Source organism: Acidisphaera sp. L21 (assembly GCF_009765685.1).
Classification (GTDB): Bacteria; Pseudomonadota; Alphaproteobacteria; order Acetobacterales; family Acetobacteraceae; genus LMUY01.
The window spans coordinates 44,739-63,281 of sequence record NZ_LMUY01000018.1 but is presented as its reverse complement, the minus strand read 5'-3'; the positions used below and the strand labels follow the sequence as shown (position 1 = coordinate 63,281).

Genomic DNA, 18,543 nt, shown 5'->3' with positions numbered 1-18,543 from the left:
ATGAGCAGCAAAGGTAACGATCGTCGCCATGGTGGCTGCTGCAAATTGCTGGCCTGGCCGTAGGGCGATACGGATGGTTGTGGCTGCCGTGGCGGTTGCCGGGCTGGCCGGGTGCAAAGACGAGAAGAAGGCTGCAGGACCAGCGCCCACTGCCGCGACAGCACTGTCGCAGCGGGCGCTGGATGCAGCGGAACAGACGATCCAGTCTGCGGCACCAGCACCGGCGAAGGTGCGGTTCCGGGGGGTGCAGGTCTATGCGCAAGCGGCCCCAATGCATTACGCGGTGTGCGGCCAGGTCAGCCCATTCGCCGACGACGGCAACATCTTCGTCCCGTTCGTCTCGGTCGTGACGGCCCAGCAGAATGGACAGGTGATGCAGTACCAGTTCGAGCAGCGGATCGGCACCACGACGTCCGAGGCGAGCCGGGTCTACGCCGCGCTGGTCACCTACTGCTACGAGAACGGTGGCCCGGCGCAAACTGGCTTCCGCACCGCCACCCCCACACCGCCGCTGCCGGATGCAGTGCCCGACCCGGCTGCCAGTGCAGCCGCCGCGCGCGTGACCCCGGTTGCTGCCGCCGGTGCCAAGACGCCGGGCACGGTGGTGCCGACCGAGGCATCGGGCACGGCGACGGTGCGCCAGAGTGCCAACGTGCATTCGGACCCCAAGGGGCCGACGACACGCACGGTGACGCAGGGCACGTCGCTGAAGATTTTCGGACAGGCGCCGGGCGGTTGGTATCAGGTGGGCGATACGGCGCCGTTCGGCTGGGTACATGAAAGTATGTTGGAGCGACGGTAGACGACCGGGGCGGCCAAAGCCGCCCCGGCAAGCGAACGGGTTAGCGCCGCCACCATCCCCGCTTCTTCTCCGCAGCCGGCGCCTCACCGATGAGAACCGGCGGCGGCAAGGGTGCGCTGACCGGCTCGGCCCGGGCTGGAGCCGCCGGCTCGGGTTCCGGTGCGGCGTGGCCATTCAGGGCCGCCGGCGCTTCTGCCACCATCGGCGCTTCTGCGACGGTGGGTTCTGGTTCCATGGTCGCGGCGGCCGGCTCGGGTTCGGCTGACGCGACTGCGACTGGGGGCTCAACGGCTGGGGGCGCGACGGCTGGAGGCTCAACGACTGGGGGCGCAACCACTGGGGGCTCAGCCACCGGCGATTCAGGTGCGACAGGCGCCGACGCTTCAGCCTCTGATGTTGCGGGATCGAGCGCTGTAGGTTCGGGTAAAGCGGTCTCAGCTTGGATAGCTTCCAACAACGGCAATTCCGGTGCAGCCGCCAGGGTCTCGACTGCAACCGCTACCGGTTCTGGCACCGGCTTTGGCGCTGGCGCGATCACGTCGGCGGATTCGTGCGCGTCCATGATGTCGAAAATGTCGAATACCTGGCCGAATGGGTCGGCCGGGGTCGGGCCAGTATAGGGCGCCGGGGCCTGCTCGAAGGAGGAGGGAGCGTCCGCTCCCGGCTCGGATGCGGCTGCGGCCTCGCCATCCGGCGAGTCCTTGCGCCGGCGACGGCCACCGCGGCGACCACGACGGCGGGCGCGGCCGTCATCCTCGGCACTGCCTTCCGCGGCCTCGGTCGGTTCTGCGCCTTCTGCCGCGGCTTCCGCCGCGACAACTGGCGCCATGTCCGGCGCCATGTCCGGCGTTGCAGGGGCGGCTTCGTCGAATGACGAAGGCTGCTCGACCTGGGACTGTGCGCTAGGGGACTGTGCGCTATGGGGCTGGCCAATGTGCGGCTGGTCGGCCTCGGCCGGGTCAACCCGGGCTGGGGCGGCTGCCTGGGTCGTGTCGGCGCCATCCTCACGGCGACCGCCACGGCGGCGGCGGCGGCGCTTGCGGCGACGGGCCTCGCCTTCCTCGACGGTTTCGTTCGCGGGGGCTAGCTCGGTCTCCGTCTCGTCCGCAGCCTCGGTGGCGGTGTCTTCCTCATCGGAGTCCGCCTCCTCAATCACCAGATCGTCCTCTTCCGGGGTTGCCGGGCTGATGGGGATCATGGTCGGCGCGGGCACGAGCGCCTCGGCCGTCTGCGGGCGGAGGCGTTCGATGCGGGTTTCCGGCGGCAGCAGACTTTCATCGGCGGCGAACGACACGCTCATCATGTAGCGCGCTTCGATCTCGGCCAGGCGCTGGCGCTTGTGGTTCAGCACATACAGCGCCACTGCCCCCGCGACGTGCACGACGATGGCGGCGGCGCGGCGCTTGGCGCCCTCGTCCTCCACCGCGCGCAGCACGGCCAGGGCGGCGGTTTCGGTAGTCCGGACGTGCCCGGTGCCGCCGCAATGCGGGCAGGTGGTGAAGCTGGTTTCCGCCAAGGACGGCCGCAAACGCTGGCGGCTCAGTTCCAGCAGACCGAACTGGCTGATCGAGCCGATCTGGATGCGAGCGCGGTCCTCCTTCAGCGCGTCCTTCATCCGCTTCTCGACGGCGGCGTTGTTGCGCCGGCTTTCCATATCGATGAAGTCGATGACGATCAGCCCGGCCAGGTCGCGCAGGCGCAACTGGCGGGCCACCTCGTCCGCGGCCTCCAGATTGGTCTTTAGCGCCGTCTCCTCGATCCCGCGTTCCCGCGTGGACCGGCCGGAGTTCACGTCGATAGCGACTAGCGCCTCGGTCTGGTTGATGACCAGGTAGCCGCCGGAGCGGAGCTGCACGGTCGGCTGCAACATCGCATCCAGATACGACTCGACGTTCTGCCGGGCAAACAGCGGCTGCGGCTCGTTCCATAGGATGACCTTGCGGGCATGCGCGGGCATCAGCATGCGCATGAAGTCGCGGGCGGCGCGCCACCCGGCCTCACCATCCACCAACACCTCCTCCACGTCGCGGGAGTAGTTGTCGCGGATGGCGCGCTTGATGAGGTTGGCTTCTTCGTGGATCAGCGCCGGGGCGATGGAGGCCATCGTCGTCTCGCGGATGCTGTCCCAGAGTTCCAGCAGGTATTCGCAGTCGCGCTTGATCTCCGCCTTCGGCCGGGCGGCGCCGGCGGTGCGGATGATCATGCCCATGCCGCGGGGGATCTGCAGTTCGGCCGTCACCTCCTTCAGGCGGCGACGGTCGGCAGCGGAGGTGATCTTGCGGGAGATGCCACCACCCCGGGGCGAGTTCGGCATCAGCACGGAGAAGCGGCCAGCCAAGGAGATGAAGGTGGTGAGTGCTGCCCCCTTGGTGCCGCGCTCCTCTTTGACGACCTGGACCAGCAGGATCTGCCGGCGGCGGATGACCTCCTGGATCTTGTAGGAACGCATGAACCGGGCGGGCTGACGCGGCTCGCGCCGGTTGTCGCTGGCGCCGTCTTCATCCTCGTCGGCATCGTCGCCGTCATCCGGCTGGCTGGCACTGTCGGCGGATTCGGGGGCTGCGGCGGGCAGCGTTTCCAACTCGCCATGTAGTTCGGCGCGAAGGGTGTCGTCGTCGGTGGCGGGCTCGTCGGTCGCCTCGCCGACGGCTTCGGGCGTGGAGTCCTGGGCGGCTTCCGCAAAGAGGTCGCTGGTGGGTTCGTACCCGGGGGGCGGTTCGACCACCGCCTCGGTCGGCTCGGGCAGCATGTCCGCGCCGAATTCCTCGGTCGCGACCGCGCCGAATTCCTCGGTCGCGACCGCTCCAGGTTCTTCGGCCACGGCAGGATCATCGGTCGGCATGTCGGCGAGGATCACCTCCTCCCGCGCTTCGACAAAGTCATGCGCCAGTGCAGCGTCCGCGCTGGTTTCCAGCGCTTCTTCCATCGGTAAAGGCGGTTCAATACCCCCCGCGCCGGCGGCCAGAGCGGCCTCGATCGCGTGGTCGGCGGCTTCGGCGGCGGCCGCGGCGGCGTCCTCCGCCTCCTCCTCAGCGCGGGCTTCCGCCTCCTGCATCTCCAGCAGGCGCTGCCGGTCAGCCACTGGGATCTGGTAGTAGTCGGGATGGATTTCCCCGAACGCCAGGAAGCCGTGGCGACCGCCGCCATATTCGACGAACGCGGCCTGCAGGCTGGGTTCTACGCGGACGACCTTGGCGAGGTAGATGTTACCCTTAAGCTGCTTCTTGGCTGCAGTCTCGACATCGAAGTCTTCGAGCCGATTACCGTCCAGCACCACCACGCGGGTTTCTTCCGCGTGGGTGGCGTCGATGAGCATACGCTTCGTCATTGAGTGGGAGTCTCCGGTGCGCCTGCCAGCCCGGCGCATCGGGCACAGGGCGGCGGCGGCTGAAAGGGCGTTGAGAAGCAAACCGGGACTGCCAAAAGCGGAGCGAGCATACGCCGTCGCGTTCCCAAGCCCAGTCGCAGGGTGCGATCGGACAAGATATACGACATACGGCGACGTCAGCTCTCATTGGGCCTTGGACGGTCCTGGTCATTCGGCGGCGCGAGCGGTTGCTGCGAAACCGGGTTGGTCGAATGCCGACCTGTCACGAGACGGGCCCCAGCGCGCGATCCGCGCGGTGCGGGCGACAACGCGATCCGAGGCGTGGGCTCGCTCGCCATAATGGCAAGCAGCTGCCCACAGGGACGCTTCATCGCAGCGTCTCGAACCATGACGCAAAGCAACACGCCCTGCAAGTGCGATGAAAAAAGCCTCAGCGTGGCAGTCCCGCAACATGGTTTGGGCCTTATCAAGGCGTAAGGTCCGCTAGCTCCATCTGCATGGTAGGCTGCAACCTATGAGTGAAGCCACGATCAAGCGGCGATCCTTGTTAGGCGCCGGTGCACTGGCCCTGATGGCCGAGATGGCCCAGGCCCGGACCAAGCACGACGCACACCGCACTGGCCGTGACCCGGCCGGGCGGGACGCCAAAGACGCGACGTCGAAAAAGAACGCCAGCCAGTCCGCCAACTTGCCACTGGTCGTGTTGGACCCTGGGCACGGCGGCAAGGACCCGGGTGCGATCGGGATCACTGGCACGTACGAAAAGCACGTCGCCTTCGCGGCCGCGACCGAGTTGAAGCGGCAGTTGCTGGCCGATCACCGGGTGCGGGTGGAGATGACAAGGGGGCGCGACGTGTTCATCCCTCTGGAGGACCGGGTGGGCTGGGCGCAGAAAAAGGGCGCCGCCCTGTTCGTGTCCATGCACGCCGATGCGCTGGATGACCACTCCGTCCGCGGGGCCAGCATCTATACACTATCGGACACGGCGTCCGACGCGCAGACCGCGGCGCTGGCACAGCGGGAGAATAGCGCCGACCGGTTTGGCGGACCTGCCTTCCACGACCAGCCACCAGAGGTTGCGCGCATCCTGGCCAGCCTGGTGCGGCAGGAGACGCGTGGTGGGTCGGCCCGGCTGCAGCATCGCATGGTCGCGGCACTAGACCGTGACTTGCCGATGTTGCAGAACCCGGCGCGCCACGCTGGCTTCGTGGTATTGAAGGCTGCCGACATCCCATCTGTTCTCGTTGAGATGGGTTTCATGTCGAACTCGCAGGATGAAGCGGCGTTGAGGCGCCCGGAGCATCGTGCGGTGGTGGCTGCGGCGATGAAGCGTGCGGTCGATGCTTATTTTGATGGACAAGGCATCCGGATCGCTGGCTAGGGGGTTTACACGCTGGGCCATGGCCGGCGGCGGGGGATGTTGAGCGGACATGGACAATCTACGAGCAGGCGAGCGGATGGTGCCGCCGACCCCCACGCCGAAGCCTCGGAAGGCGGACCGTGCGTCCACCCGCGTTGCCCGCCCACGCCGTTCTCCGTTGCGCTGGGTCGGCCGGCTGGTCGGCATCGGCGCGACCTTGGTGGCCGTCGTCGCGATACTCGGCAGTGCGGTGGCGTATCATGGCTACCAACGCCTGGCGTCCGAACTGCCGACCGTGGATGGATTGCTGCAGTATCAGCCGCCCGTGATGAGTCGGATCTACGCCGGGAATGACGGGTTGATGGCGGAATTGGCGAAGGAACGTCGGATCTTCATCCCGTTCACCGCCATTCCAGACGTGGTGAAGCAAGCCTTCGTGTCAGCCGAGGACCAGAATTTCTGGACCCACAAGGGTGTCGACCCCGGGGCCGTGGCGCGTGCGGCCGTGACCGACCTGATGCAGATGGGCCGCAATCGCCGCCCGATCGGCGCTTCCACCATCACCCAGCAGGTCGCCCGCAACATGCTGCTGGGCACCAACGAACGCACGATGATGCGCAAGATCAAGGAAGCGGTCCTGGCGATCCGGGTCGAGCAGACCCTGCCGAAGGAGCGCATCCTCGAGTTGTATCTGAACGAGATCTATTTCGGCCTGCAGTCGTATGGCGTGGCCGCAGCGGCGCAGACCTATTTCAACAAGTCGCTGGACCAGATCACCCTGCCGGAGGCGGCATTCCTCGCCTCGCTGCCGAAAGCGCCGAACAACTACAACCCCTTCCGCTTCCCCGACGCCGCCCGTGCGCGGCGCGATTGGGTGCTGGATCGGATGGCCGACGACAAGGTGATCACGCCCGACCAGGCTGCGGCGGCCAAGGCTGGTCCGGTCGTGACCGGGCAGTTCCACCGCCCGGACGTGGTGGCGGGGGCCGAATGGTTCGGCGAGGAAGTGCGGCGCCAGATGGTGGACCGCTTCGGCGCCGATGCTACGACCGAAGGCGGTCTGGTGGTTCGCACCAGCCTGGACCCGGCCCTGCAGGCGACGGCAGATCGGGTGTTACGCCGTGGACTGGTGAACTACGACCGCATCCATGGCGGCTGGCGCGGCCCGGTCGCTCGGCTGGATCCATCGGCTGCGACGCTGCGGGCTGGATGGGCGCGCTCGCTGGCGTCGTTGCCGCGGCCGCCAGGCATGCTGGCCAATTGGCATCTTGCGGTGGCGATGGAAGTCAGCGGCGCCGAAGCGCAGATGGCGTGGACGGATGATGGCGGCGCCCCCCATAACTCCGCCATGCTCCTGGGTGAGACCACCTGGGCCCGGCCGAACCGCAATGGTGCGCTGGGCGGCACGCCGCGCCGGATGGCCGATGTGGTGCAGGTAGGCGACGTGGTGATGGTGGAGCAGCCTTCCGCCACGACGACCCCCGCCGCCAGGGGCGCCGATCGGGTGGTCCTTCGGCAGGTCCCGCAGGTGCAGGGTGCGCTGGTGTCCATGGACCCGCTGACCGGTCGGGTGCTGGCGATGTCCGGCGGGTGGAATTACGAAAGCAGCCAGTTCAATCGCGCCACCCAAGCGCAGCGCCAGCCCGGCAGTTCGTTCAAGCCGATGGTGTATTTGGCGGCGATGCAGCAGAATTTGTCGCCGAGCCAGAGAGTCCTGGACGCGCCGTTCGTGCTGGACCAGGGCGCGGCAGGCGTTTGGCGGCCGGGTAACTATGAAAGTGGCTCGTTCGGGCCGATTTCGATCCACCAGGCGCTGGAAAAGTCGTTGAACCTGGCGACGATCCGCTTGGCGCAGAAGGTCGGGATGGATGCAGTCGCGGCAAACGCCATCGCATTCCACGTGGTGGACCAGATGACGCACTACCTGCCGAACGCGCTGGGCGCGGTGGACACGACCGTGCTGCGCCAGGCCGGCGCCTACGCATCGTTGAGCCAGTACGGCAAGGAGGTCGTGCCCTCCCTGATCGATTCCGTGCAGGACCGGGATGGCCATGTGATTTGGCGTGCGCCTGGCGTGGCCTGCAGCGGTTGCGGCAACTCGTATAGCCCACCCGTGCTGAGCGACACACGCAAGCAATTGGCCGACCCGCAGAGCGTATACCAGACAGTTGCGATGATGCAGGGCGTTGTGGCGCATGGCACCGGGTATGAAGCCGGCAAAGGCCTTGGCCGCTTGGGCATCGCCGGCAAGACCGGCACCACGCAGGATTTCAACGACGCCTGGTTCGTCGGCTTCACGCCGGATCTGGTGACCGCGGTGTGGGTCGGGTTCGACACGCCGAGCAGCCTGGGCAAGGACCAGACCGGTGGCGTCGTGTCCGGTCCAATCTGGCATGACTTCATGCAGGTGGCGTTGAAGGACCGGCCGAATCTGCCATTCCACGTGCCCGAGGGGCTGACCATGGCCACCTGGTCCGGCAACACCGACGCGTTCAAGCCCGGCCAAGTGCCCGGCGAGAGCGGCCCGACCATCGGTGGCGGCGAGGGCGGTGGATCCGGCGGCGGTGGCGGCGTCACCGCCAGCAGCGGTGGCACCGGCACGGGTGTGGACAGTGGGGTTGGCGGACTTTACTAAGCTACCCTCTGCCCCACCGCGTGCTGCAATTTAGGCCGCGACGCCATCTAGGATCCCGATGTCCACCGAATCCGACGCCCTCAACGACCAGATCAAGCAGTCGATCGCACTGCTGAGGAGGCATCTTTGACTGGGATGTCGCCACCGAACGCCTCGCCGAACTGAATCATAAGGCGGAGGACCCGGATCTCTGGAATGATGCCGCCGCCGCGCAGACGCTGATGCGGGAGCGCACGTTGCTTGCCAACCAGATCGAGGGCGTGCAGGCGTTGGAAACCGAGGTCGCCGACACGCTGGAACTGATCGCACTGGGTGAGGGCGATGCGGACACTGCGCTGGTGGCGGAGGGCATCATCGCGTTGCAAAAGGCCGCTGCCGAGGCCAAACGACGAGAGATCGAGAGCTTGCTGTCCGGTGAGGCCGATGGCCGCGACGCGTTCCTGGAAGTGAACGCCGGTGCCGGCGGGACCGAGGCGCAGGATTGGGCCGAGATGCTGGCCCGCATGTATACGCGCTGGGCCGAAGCCCGCGGATACAAGATGCAACTGATTGAACAGAGCGAGGGCGAGCAGGCCGGGATCAAATCCGCCACTTTCCAGATTACCGGGCCAAATGCCTATGGCTGGTTGAAGACGGAGGGCGGGGTGCATCGCCTGGTGCGCATATCGCCGTTCGACAGCGCGGCCCGGCGGCAGACTTCCTTCGCGTCGGTCTACGTCTATCCGGTGATCGACGACACGATCCATATCGAGATCGACCCGTCCGACCTGAAGGTCGATACGTTCCGCGCGTCCGGTGCCGGCGGCCAGCACGTGAACAAGACGGAATCGGCGATCCGTATCACGCATGTCCCAACCGGGATCATCGTCGCCTGCCAGACCGACCGCAGCCAGCACCGCAACCGCGCCACGGCGATGGAGATGCTGCGCGCGCGGATGTACGAGGCGGAGTTGCAGAAACGGGAAGATGCCAGCGCGGCGACCGAGGCGTCCAAGACCGATATCGGCTGGGGCCACCAGATCCGGTCCTACGTGTTGGCGCCGTATCAGATGGTGAAAGACCTGCGTACCGGGGTTGAGAAGTCCAACCCGGCGGCGGTGCTTGATGGCGCGCTGGATGACTTCATGGCTGCGGCCCTGGCGGCCCGGGTGGGCGGCACCCGCAGCGAAGCCAGCGCACAAGCCCAATGATGCAGCCGATCCGCGTCGGTATTGGCGGCTGGACCTTCGCCCCTTGGCGCGGCCCGTTCTATCCAGCCGGGCTGACTCAGGCGAAGGAATTGGCCTACGCCGCCGGGCGCCTCACCGCGATCGAGATCAACGGCACGTTCTATCGCACGCAGAGCCCGGCCAGCTTCGCCAAATGGGCAGCGGAGGTGCCCGACGGGTTCGTCTTTTCCCTGAAGGCGCCGCGGGTGACGACGCATCGAACGGCGCTGGCGGAGTCGGAGCCGTCGATCGCCCGGTTCTTGGATTCCGGGTTGTCGGAGTTGGGCGACCGACTGGGCCCGATCCTGTGGCAATTCCCGCCGACGAGGCGCTTCGACCCGGCAGCCTTCGCGACTTTCCTGACCCTGCTACCCGCCTCCCATGGCGGCGTGGCGCTGCGGCATGTGGTGGAAGCGCGGCACGAGAGCTTCGCCGTGCCCGAGTGGTTTGCCCTGTTACAAAAGCACAAGGTCGCCGCGGCGATCGTTGAGTCCGACAAGCATACCCTGCTAGGCGACCTGACTGCGCCCTTCGTCTACGCCCGGTTGCAGCATAATGCGGAAGCAGAGCCGGAGGGCTATGCGGCCGACGCTTTGGACCGCTGGGCCGATCGGGCAACGCGTTGGGCAGCAGGCAAGGCGGTGGAGGATCTGCCGCTGGCCAGGCCGCCGGCAAAGCCTGTGCCGCGAGACTGCTTCATCTTCTTTATCAGCGGCGACAAGGTGCGCGCGCCCGACGCAGCCCAGGCGTTCATCGCGCGCTGCAAGACGTAGCCAACGGTGGCCTGGCACTCACCAGGGCGTGACAGGCGTCGGAGGGAAACTGACAACGGGACCGCCCGTTGATACCGCAACGGCATCTCGCCGTAATGAGGTAACACGATGGATAAGGACCGCGTCGAAGGCTCGCTGAAGCAGGCTGGTGGTGCCATCAAGGAAGGCGCTGGTAAGCTGATGGGCGACAAGAAGTTGGAAGCCGAAGGCAAGGCAGATAAGATCGCCGGCAAGGCTCAGAACACCGTTGGCGGCGTCAAGGACACCGCCCGGGACCTTACCGATAAGCACTGATATTGGTGCACCGACCTAGCGAAAAAGGCTCTCATCCCACCGGGTGAGGGCCTTTTCTGTGTCCGCTATTCCAACCCAGCGATGTCGCGCCAACCGGCCTCGTCCACCGTCGTGACGCCGAGTTCGGCGGCCTTTTTCGCCTTCGACCCGGCGTCGGTGCCCAGCACCACCAGATCGGTCTTCTTCGACACGCTATCCGTTACTCTTGCGCCTAGGGATTCGGCTCGGGCCTTCGCCTCCGGCCGGGTCATCGTCGTCAAGGTGCCGGTGAAGACGATGGATTTGCCGGAGAGCGGGCCGTCCGTCGTTGCCTTTTCCTCCTGCACGTTCAATTGCCCGGCGAGGTCGTCCAGCACCGCCAAATTACGCGGCTCGGCGAAGAAGCCGACTAGTTCGTCGGCGATCGCGCCACCGACGCGCATGATGCTGCCCAGCGCCTGACGTTCTTCGGAACCGATGATGGTCGCGGCCACCATCTGCTCCCGCCAATGCGCCAGCGTGCCGTAATGCCGGGCCAGCAACTTGGCGTTGGCGTCGCCGATGCGGCGAATCCCAAGTGCGTAGATGAAGCGGGGAAGGGAAATGGCGCGCCGGCTCTCGATCGAACGCATGAGGTTGGCGGCGCTCGTGGCGCCCCAGCCTTCGCGTTCGGCGATCTCTTGCTCATGCTCCGGTAGGCGGAAAATGTCGGCGGGGCTGTCGACCAAGCCGTCGGTGTGGAAGGCGCGAACGGTCTGTTCGCCCAGATGCTCAATATCGAAGGCAGGACGGCTGACGAAATGAACCAGTCGCTCAATGGTTTGCGCCGGGCAGATGAGCCCCCCGGTGCAACGGCGCACGACCTCCCCCTCTGCGCGAACGGCCAGGCTGCCGCAGGCGGGGCAGTGGTCGGGAAAGGCGAACGGTTCGGCACTCTTCGGGCGCTTGTCCAGCACCGGCCCGATCACCTGGGGGATCACGTCCCCGGCGCGCTGCAACTCGACCGTGTCGCCCACGCGGACGTCCTTGCGGGTGATCTCGTCCTCGTTATGCAGCGTGGCACGGGTGACCAGCACACCGCCGACATTCACGCCTTGCAGCCAAGCCACCGGGGTCAGTGAGCCAGTGCGGCCCACTTGGATCTTGATATCTTCCAGCAGCGTGGTTGCACGTTCGGCGGGAAACTTCCAGGCGGTGGCCCAGCGGGGAGTGCGACCGACGAAACCGAGGCGGCGTTGGAGCGCCAGGTCGTCGATCTTGTAGACGACGCCATCAATGTCATAGGGCAGGCTGGCCCGGCGCTCCGCCATGGCAGTGTGAAATCCGGCGGCGCCGTCTTGGTCCAGACGCTCGTTCAGCGGGCTCACCTTGAAGCCCCATTTCGCCAGCTTCTCCAGGTACTCCCAATGCGTGGGCGCGGGCGTCTCGCTGGCCTCGCCAAACGCGTAGGCGAACATGGACAGCGCGCGGGCTGCAGTGATCTTCGGGTCCAGCTGGCGCAGGCTGCCGGCGGCGGAGTTGCGGGGGTTCGCGTAGCTGCGCAGCCCGGCGCCCGATTGCGCCTCGTTCAGGGCCAGGAAGTCGGCCTTGGTCATGAACACTTCGCCACGGATCTCGATCCGGTCGGGCGCCGCGCCCTTCAGCCGGGTCGGAACGTCCTTGATGGTGCGCAGGTTGGTGGTGACATCCTCACCCTCCGCGCCATCGCCGCGCGTCGCGCCGTAGACCAGACGGCCCTTTTCGTAGGTGAGCGAGATGGAGAGGCCGTCGATCTTCGGTTCCGCCACAATGGCCATCGGCACGTCCTTCAGCCCCAGGAAGCGGCGGGCGCGGGCGCAGAACTCGTCGAAATCGGTGGCGCTGAACGCATTGTCCAGGCTGAGCATCGGCAGGCGATGGGTGATCTTGCCAAACCCGCTCGCAGGGGCGCCCCCGACCTTTTGGGACGGGCTGTCCGGCCGGATCAGGCTGGGAAATGCAACCTCGATCTCCGTATTCCGGCGGCGGAGCGCGTCGTAGTCGGCGTCGGTGATTTCCGGCGCGTCTTCGGTGTTGTACAGCCGGTCGTGCCGGGCGATCTCGCTGGCCAGCCGCTCCAGTTCGGTGGCGGCCTCCTCCTCGGTCAATTCAGCCGGTGTGCGGTCGGTCATTCGCCTCGCCAATTACGCAGGAATGCTGCCTCCTCGTCGCTGATCGGCTGGTTTACCACACGCTCCGGAATTTCCCAGATGACGAGCTTGGGAGGCGTTTCCTTGAACGCCGGGCTGCGGAAATAGTCGCGGGCGGAGCCCCAGAATGCGCCGCCGGCCTGGGCGAACTGGCCGATCGGGGCGGACATCGCCTGTTCCAGCGCGCCGTGGAAGTTCGCGTTGACGGAGTAGGAGCTGCCGACCAGTGCGACTTCCGGCACCGGCGCGTCGTCCAGCAGGCTGCCGGTATCGGCGGGGGGGTTGGTTTCTTTGGTGGTCGCTGGGCGCTCGCGGTCGGGCAGGGGGCGCAGCGGCAACGACAGGTCGGGCACATGCTCAAGGCTCATCAACCGCAGCAAGTCGCCGGCGCGATCTGCCTCCGAACCGAATTCGGTGTTGAACGGGCGGTCGCGGGCGATTGGGGCGGTGGTGGCGGAGGCGGTGGCCGCGGCGGCGATGGCGGCGCCGTCTTGGTTCCAATGCGTGTCGGTGCGGTAGTAGAGCGGATTGCGGATGCCGTTAAATGTGGCCAGCAGGTCTACCACCGGCAGGTCGCGCAGTAGGTTGGCGAAGCTGGCGTAGCGGCCCTGGGATTGGACGGAATAGGATACGCCGCAGGCGTAGGCGTTCTCGACGCGGGCCTTGTCCGGCACCAGCACCACCTGCAAGGCGATGTTCTGGGAGGCCAGATCCTTGGCCACGGCGTGCAGCGTGTCGGCGCGCGCCTTCATGGTGGCGTCGCCGCCGGGCCAGGGGCGCAATTCCTCGGTCAAGTAGAGCCAGTCGTTGCAGCCCACCGTGACTTGCGGGCCGCCCGACCCGAAGACGCGCCAGCGCAGGATGCCGCCTGCTTCCGAGAGCCAATCGCCGATCGGCAGATCGTGCGCCATGGCGTGGTTGACCGCCCCGGCAGTCTGACCGCCAAGGAACGCGGACAGGGTCATCGTCTCCGCCAACTGGCGTTGCGGGCCGGATTTGCAGAGCGTGGCGATGCCCAGCCCGGCGCCGACCGCCAGGATGACGACCATCGCCCAGCCCTGCAGTCGTGCGCCGTCGATGCGGGGGGTGCCGTTTTTCATGGGCTAAAACTGGAAATAGAGGAAGGGAACGGCGGCCCGGCTGTAGAGCAGCACCATCGCCAGGAGGAACCCGCACAGCGGCCCCACCAGCGACAACCCGCTGCCCACCCGGCCGAACCCAGCGGCAATACGGCGTTCCACCAGCGGGATGTAGACGACGATTATGCCAATCAGCACCATCCACAGCCGGTCCGGCGTCAGTTGCCAGGCGAGGTCGTCCGAGATCGGGCCGCCATGCATCCCGAGCATCCCGGTGTACATCCGCAGCGCCTGGCCGAAATCGTCCGCCCGGAACACCACCCAGCCCAGCACCACAGCCAGCAAGGTCAGGATATGTCCGGCCCAATACGGCATGTTGCCCCCACGGGAGCGGTAGTAGCGATGCAGCGCCAGTAAGCCGCCCTGCCAGGCGCCCCAGGCAATGAACGTCCAGTTGGCGCCGTGCCAGAAGCCGCCGATCAGCATGGTCAGGAACAGGTTGACGTAGGTTCGCACCGGCCCCTGCCGATTGCCGCCCAGCGAGATGTAGAGGTAGTCGCGCAGGAAGGAGGACAGGGTGATGTGCCAGCGCTGCCAGAAATTCTGGATCGACCCGGCCAGATATGGGAAGTCGAAGTTTTCCGGGAAATGGAAGCCGATCATTAGCGCCAGCCCGATCGCCATGGCCGAATACCCGGCGAAGTCGAAATAGAGCTGCAGCGTGTAGGCGACCGCACCCAGCCAGCTATCGGCCAGGGTAGGCGCCGGCAGCTTGTAGATTGAGTCGACCAGCGGGCTGAGCGTGTCGGCGATGATCACCTTCATGCAGAAGCCGACCATGAAGCGCCGGGCGCCCATACCGAACAGCGCCAGGCTGTGCACGCGGCCCTTCAGCTCATCGGCGATCTGCGCGTAGCGAACGATCGGCCCGGCAATGAGTTGGGAGAACATCGCCTTGTAGGCGGCGTAGTTCAGTAGCGACCGGCTGACCGGGATCGTGCCGCGCCAGACGTCCACCAAATAGCTGATGGATTGCAGCACGTAGAAGGACAAGCCGGCCGGCAGCACGATCTCAGCCCAGGGGATCGGCCCCATATTGCCCACGGCCAGGACGCCATTCAGCGAGTTAATGCCGAAATTGGCGTATTTGAAGTAGGCCAGCACGCCCAGATTGCCGATGAGCCCGGCCTGCAGCCAAAGCTTGCCGCCCCGGCTGCCCAGCCCGACGCTGACCATCATCCGTGATGTCAGGAAGGTGAAGATGGTGACGCAGATCAGCAGCGCCAGGAAATCCACCCGCCACCAGGCGTAGAACGCCCAGGACATGATCAGGATCGGCCAGTTCCGCAGCCGCACCGGCGTCAAATAGTAGACGACGAAGAACAGCGGCAGGAACAGAAACAGGAATTCAAAGGACGCGAAGATCACGGCGGCGATCCTGGACTAGATTGTCGGATGGTCTTCGCGCTGCCTGGCTACTTCGCCTGGGCGAGCGCCACGATCGCCTGGTCGATCGCCAGGCCCCATTTCTGGTAGGCGGGCAGGGTGTAGTGCTGCCCATCGAATGTCTTCCACTCGCCGGGTTGGGCGAAGGCGGTGCTGTCGATGTAGCGGCAGGGGGCGACGTTGGAGGCCAGATAGGCGTTTACCTGGCGCACGCGATTGTAGTTCTTGAAATACGGCCCGCCTTCCTCGCCCCACCCGGGCCCGATCCATACGCATGGCAGGTTGGCTGCCTGAATGCGGGTGGTCAGCTGCCTGATCTGGTCGCTGATCCATTCCGCCGGCAGGGCAGGTTGGGCGTAGCCAGCCATGGTGTCGCCGGAGCCGACGATGATCAGATTCGGGTGGTATTTGGCAATCAGGTCATTCAACGCCGTGACGTGGGCGTGGTTGGAGCTGTCCTTCTTGACCGGCCCAAGCTGGATCCGCTCTGCCGAGCCGCATGGGGCCACGCCGGCGCTAGCCCACACGCCGGCCGGGGCGCCGCAAGCTGCCTCGGTCACGACCTTGGCACCCTGGGAGATGAGGGCATCCTGCAATGTCGTGACCAAATAGCCCTGCGTGGCGAAATGACTATCGCCGAGCATCAGGATCGTCAGGCTGGCGAGAATTGGAGAGGCCATGAGGAAGCTTCCGTGCGTTGGGAGGAGACACGCAGTCGTAACCGACTTCACACCTAGGACAGAGTCCGTGCGACCGGCAACGGCGGGTGGAGGTTTTTTGCCGTCAAAAATTACCTTCTAGGACGCCCGAAAATCAGCCTGCAATCTATTGCGACAATTAGGTTAACAAATATTTTCCTATCGAACGGCCAAGGTTAGCCGCTCACTTCATCTCAATTGTGTCCCAGAAGACGCTTTCCTTCTTCCTCGCTCCGGCTCACATACCGAAATTGATGCAAATCCATGCGAGCTGCGCCGCCCGAGAGGGCCACGGTGTGCTGCTGCTAGGTCCTTCCGGATCAGGGAAGTCGGACCTGTTATTGCGGTTGCTTGACCGGGGATTCACCCTTGTGGCCGATGATCGCGTCGAACTCACCGACGGTGTTGCCTCCGCCCCGGCGGCATTGGTTGGGTTGTTGGAGGTACGTGGCCTTGGATTGGTGCGCCTTCCCTACCTCGCCTCCGCGCATGTCGCCTTGGCGGTGAGCCTGAACGTGGGTGAGCGATTGCCGGCGCCGGCGACGCATGGCCCGTCTGGCCGTCCACTGGTGTGGGTCGATCCGGCTTCGGCCTCGGCCCCGCAGCGTGTGGCGATGGCGTTGGACTGCGCGCTGGGCCGCACCGGCCAGCTGGTGGGGGCGTTCGCGTGACACCCCGCCGGGTCGTGCTGGTCACCGGCCTTTCGGGCGCTGGGCGATCATCGATCCTACGGGTCTTGGAAGATTTGGGCTACGAGGCGGTCGACAACCCGCCGCTGACCTTGACGGAGGAGTTGGTGAGCCGCGGCGACCGGCCCGTCGCGATCGGGGTGGATGCCCGCAGCCGCGGTTTCGATGCCGACATCGTGCTATCCACGCTGGAGCGGCTGCGGCTGAACCAGGGGTTACGGCCGGAGCTGGTGTTCGCCTACGCGGACGAAGCGGCCCTGCTGCGCCGGTTTACCGAAACGCGGCGCCGCCATCCGTTGGCGCCTGGTGGCCGGGTGGTTGACGGGATCGCGCAAGAGATGGCGCTGACGGCGCCGCTACGCGAGGTCGCCGACCTGGTGATCGATACGTCCGACACGCCACTACCGGCGTTGCGCCGGCAGATTGAGAGCCGGTTCGCGTCGGATCGGCTGGGGGTGACGGTGTCGTTGATGTCGTTTGGATATCCGCATGGCCTTCCACGGGAAGCGGACCTGGTATTCGATGCACGCTTCTTGCGGAATCCACATTATGATCCCTATCTCCGTCCTAAGACTGGATTGGACGAAGAGGTTGCCGCCTATGTCGAGGCGGACCCGGATTTCGCCATTTTCTTCGGGCAAATCGAAGCAATGCTACGACTGCTCCTGCCGCGTTTCGCGCAGGAGGGAAAAAAATACGTGACAATCGCAGTTGGCTGCACGGGCGGTCGTCATCGCTCCGTTCGAATCGTCGAAAAGCTGGCCAGCCACATGCGTTCATTGTGTTTAGGCAACACCGGACTTGACATGCGGGCGTGGCAGGTCACGGTTGCTCACAGGGAATTGCTTAAGGCGGGTGTGGTGAACGCTAGCCCGCCAGAAACCATCTCCTTTCAGGCACAGGAGGCCTGACTCGTACAAATGATCGGCCTTGTACTCGTATCTCACGGCCGTCTGGCGGAGGAACTTCGCCTCGCGCTGGAACATGTGGTCGGCCCACAAGAGAATGTCGCCACGGTCTGTATAGGGCCGGAAGACGATATGGAGCTGCGACGAGCCGACATTCAGGCAAGTATCAGCAACGTCGACAAGGGTGACGGTGTGGTGTTGCTGACCGATATGTTTGGTGGCACCCCGTCCAACCTGGCGATTTCGCTGATGGACCGGCCTGGGGTCGAGGTCATTGCCGGCGTCAATCTGCCCATGCTGGTGAAGCTGGCGAAGGTGCGGGCGCGTCAGCCGCTGGGGGAGTGCGTGGATTGCGCACAGGTAGCCGGGCGAAAATACATCGCCGCCGCCTCTCACGTGCTGCATGGCTGCAAGGTTAACGGCGTCGGTAGTTGACGGGCGGGCGTCGCTGCCCGCCTATGTGCCTATGGATGCGCCCGCCGAACCGGAATTGGTCGCTCAGGCGACGATATGCAATCGACGCGGGCTGCACGCCCGCGCCGCTGCCAAATTTGTGTCGATGGCGGAGCAATATACCGCCGTTATAGAGGTCGCCGCGCATGGACAATCCGTGTCCGCGCAGTCGATCATGGGCCTCATGATGCTCGGCGCAGGCAAAGGCACCACTCTCGATCTTCAGGCGACCGGCGCAGATGCCGCCGCGGCGCTGGCTGCACTCGTCGGGCTGGTGGAAGCCGGCTTCTATGAGCAGGACTGAAGACGCACCCAACCCAAATTGCGGCTTCGAGCGGCGCCTGGATGGGCTGGCGGTCGGGGCCGGGATCGCCATCGGCCCCATGTTCGGCACGGTTGAGGCGCCGGCCACCATCACCCGCCACCGCATCGCCGCCGCCGATATCGAGGCAGAGCGGGCGCGGCTGGACTCGGCAGTGCTCGCATCGCGCAAGCAACTCGGCAAACTGCGCGCCCGGCTGCACGTGCTGCCTGAGGACAGCCAGGCCGAAATTGCGCCCCTGCTGGACGCATACGTCCAGATGTTGGGCTCCTCCCGCTTGTTGCGCGGCAGCCGGGTGCGGATCGCCGAAGGGCTGCGTTCGGCCGAGCAAGCGGTTGCCGACGAGTCGGAAGCGATTGCCGCGGCGCTGCTCGCCGCCAACACCGATGACCTGCCAGCCG

The 18,543-nt window shown here is 65.8% G+C and carries 16 protein-coding genes; 11 read left to right on the top strand and 5 right to left on the bottom strand.

What is annotated here, in order from left to right; genetic code table 11:
* Nucleotides 1–73: 73 nt before the first annotated feature.
* A complete protein-coding gene (locus GSQ76_RS05175) occupies nt 74–802 on the top strand; it encodes an SH3 domain-containing protein (protein WP_158742848.1) in 729 nt (242 codons plus the stop codon).
* A gap of 40 nt (nt 803–842) precedes the next feature.
* On the opposite strand, the gene GSQ76_RS05170 is transcribed toward GSQ76_RS05175, so the two are convergent.
* Nucleotides 843–4,130, bottom strand: a complete 3,288-nt coding sequence (locus GSQ76_RS05170; RefSeq protein WP_158742847.1) for an Rne/Rng family ribonuclease — start codon at nt 4,128–4,130, stop codon at nt 843–845.
* A 514-nt stretch (nt 4,131–4,644) separates the two neighbouring features.
* Between GSQ76_RS05170 and GSQ76_RS05165 the strand changes: the two genes are divergently transcribed.
* From GSQ76_RS05165 to GSQ76_RS05145, 5 genes are all read left to right on the top strand, one after another.
* Nucleotides 4,645–5,511, top strand: a complete 867-nt coding sequence (locus GSQ76_RS05165; protein WP_158742846.1) for an N-acetylmuramoyl-L-alanine amidase — start codon at nt 4,645–4,647, stop codon at nt 5,509–5,511.
* A gap of 49 nt (nt 5,512–5,560) precedes the next feature.
* A complete protein-coding gene (locus GSQ76_RS05160) occupies nt 5,561–8,125 on the top strand; it encodes a penicillin-binding protein 1A (RefSeq protein WP_158742845.1) in 2,565 nt (854 codons plus the stop codon).
* Nucleotides 8,126–8,183: 58 nt separating this feature from the next.
* A protein-coding gene (prfB, locus tag GSQ76_RS05155) for a peptide chain release factor 2 (RefSeq protein WP_158742844.1) occupies nt 8,184–9,315 on the top strand; the annotation gives its coding sequence in 2 pieces (ribosomal slippage) (nt 8,184–8,252 and nt 8,254–9,315; 1,131 coding nt in all).
* Nucleotides 9,312–10,106 carry a DUF72 domain-containing protein gene (locus tag GSQ76_RS05150; protein WP_216850908.1) on the top strand — a complete coding sequence of 265 codons (795 nt, stop codon included), beginning with the start codon at nt 9,312–9,314 and terminating at the stop codon, nt 10,104–10,106. The genes prfB and GSQ76_RS05150 overlap by 4 nt, the downstream gene beginning before the upstream one ends.
* 108 nt (nt 10,107–10,214) lie before the next feature.
* Nucleotides 10,215–10,400, top strand: a complete 186-nt coding sequence (locus tag GSQ76_RS05145; RefSeq protein WP_158742843.1) for a CsbD family protein — start codon at nt 10,215–10,217, stop codon at nt 10,398–10,400.
* Nucleotides 10,401–10,465: 65 nt separating this feature from the next.
* On the opposite strand, the gene ligA is transcribed toward GSQ76_RS05145, so the two are convergent.
* The 4 genes from ligA to GSQ76_RS05125 are packed head-to-tail and all read right to left on the bottom strand — an operon-like array spanning nt 10,466 to nt 15,752.
* Complete coding sequence (gene ligA, locus GSQ76_RS05140; protein WP_158742842.1) at nt 10,466–12,529, bottom strand: NAD-dependent DNA ligase LigA; 2,064 nt, start codon at nt 12,527–12,529, stop codon at nt 10,466–10,468.
* Nucleotides 12,526–13,647, bottom strand: a complete 1,122-nt coding sequence (locus GSQ76_RS05135) for an alginate O-acetyltransferase AlgX-related protein (RefSeq protein ID WP_158742841.1) — start codon at nt 13,645–13,647, stop codon at nt 12,526–12,528. Before GSQ76_RS05135 ends, ligA begins: the two co-directional genes overlap by 4 nt.
* Before the next feature lie 3 nt (nt 13,648–13,650).
* Complete coding sequence (locus GSQ76_RS05130; protein ID WP_158742840.1) at nt 13,651–15,054, bottom strand: MBOAT family protein; 1,404 nt, start codon at nt 15,052–15,054, stop codon at nt 13,651–13,653.
* A 47-nt stretch (nt 15,055–15,101) separates the two neighbouring features.
* Nucleotides 15,102–15,752, bottom strand: a complete 651-nt coding sequence (locus GSQ76_RS05125) for an SGNH/GDSL hydrolase family protein (RefSeq protein ID WP_158742839.1) — start codon at nt 15,750–15,752, stop codon at nt 15,102–15,104.
* Between the two features lie 272 nt (nt 15,753–16,024).
* Here GSQ76_RS05125 and GSQ76_RS05120 point away from each other — a divergent pair, with 272 nt between their 5' ends.
* From GSQ76_RS05120 to GSQ76_RS05100, 5 genes are all read left to right on the top strand, one after another.
* Nucleotides 16,025–16,441, top strand: coding sequence for an HPr kinase/phosphorylase (locus GSQ76_RS05120; protein ID WP_158742838.1), 417 nt, complete (start codon nt 16,025–16,027; stop codon nt 16,439–16,441).
* A complete protein-coding gene (rapZ, locus tag GSQ76_RS05115; protein ID WP_158742837.1) occupies nt 16,438–17,370 on the top strand; it encodes an RNase adapter RapZ in 933 nt (310 codons plus the stop codon). The genes GSQ76_RS05120 and rapZ overlap by 4 nt, the downstream gene beginning before the upstream one ends.
* A 9-nt stretch (nt 17,371–17,379) precedes the next feature.
* Nucleotides 17,380–17,802, top strand: coding sequence for a PTS sugar transporter subunit IIA (locus tag GSQ76_RS05110; RefSeq protein WP_158742836.1), 423 nt, complete (start codon nt 17,380–17,382; stop codon nt 17,800–17,802).
* Between the two features lie 31 nt (nt 17,803–17,833).
* Nucleotides 17,834–18,124 carry an HPr family phosphocarrier protein gene (locus tag GSQ76_RS05105; RefSeq protein ID WP_158742835.1) on the top strand — a complete coding sequence of 97 codons (291 nt, stop codon included), beginning with the start codon at nt 17,834–17,836 and terminating at the stop codon, nt 18,122–18,124.
* Nucleotides 18,111–18,543 (top strand): phosphoenolpyruvate-utilizing N-terminal domain-containing protein (locus tag GSQ76_RS05100; RefSeq protein ID WP_272482674.1); only part of this gene is annotated, 433 nt, incomplete at its 3' end. The genes GSQ76_RS05105 and GSQ76_RS05100, both read left to right, overlap by 14 nt.

Coding starts and splice junctions, on each gene's coding strand:
- GSQ76_RS05105 (WP_158742835.1), top strand. CDS start 17,834: ATGGATGCGCCCGCCGAACCGGAATTGGTCGCTCAGGCGACGATATGC.
- GSQ76_RS05110 (WP_158742836.1), top strand. CDS start 17,380: ATGATCGGCCTTGTACTCGTATCTCACGGCCGTCTGGCGGAGGAACTT.
- GSQ76_RS05120 (WP_158742838.1), top strand. CDS start 16,025: ATGCAAATCCATGCGAGCTGCGCCGCCCGAGAGGGCCACGGTGTGCTG.
- GSQ76_RS05165 (WP_158742846.1), top strand. CDS start 4,645: ATGAGTGAAGCCACGATCAAGCGGCGATCCTTGTTAGGCGCCGGTGCA.
- GSQ76_RS05135 (WP_158742841.1), bottom strand. CDS start 13,647: ATGAAAAACGGCACCCCCCGCATCGACGGCGCACGACTGCAGGGCTGG.
- GSQ76_RS05145 (WP_158742843.1), top strand. CDS start 10,215: ATGGATAAGGACCGCGTCGAAGGCTCGCTGAAGCAGGCTGGTGGTGCC.
- GSQ76_RS05160 (WP_158742845.1), top strand. CDS start 5,561: ATGGACAATCTACGAGCAGGCGAGCGGATGGTGCCGCCGACCCCCACG.
- GSQ76_RS05150 (WP_216850908.1), top strand. CDS start 9,312: ATGATGCAGCCGATCCGCGTCGGTATTGGCGGCTGGACCTTCGCCCCT.
- ligA (WP_158742842.1), bottom strand. CDS start 12,529: ATGACCGACCGCACACCGGCTGAATTGACCGAGGAGGAGGCCGCCACC.
- GSQ76_RS05125 (WP_158742839.1), bottom strand. CDS start 15,752: ATGGCCTCTCCAATTCTCGCCAGCCTGACGATCCTGATGCTCGGCGAT.
- GSQ76_RS05170 (WP_158742847.1), bottom strand. CDS start 4,130: ATGACGAAGCGTATGCTCATCGACGCCACCCACGCGGAAGAAACCCGC.
- GSQ76_RS05175 (WP_158742848.1), top strand. CDS start 74: ATGGTTGTGGCTGCCGTGGCGGTTGCCGGGCTGGCCGGGTGCAAAGAC.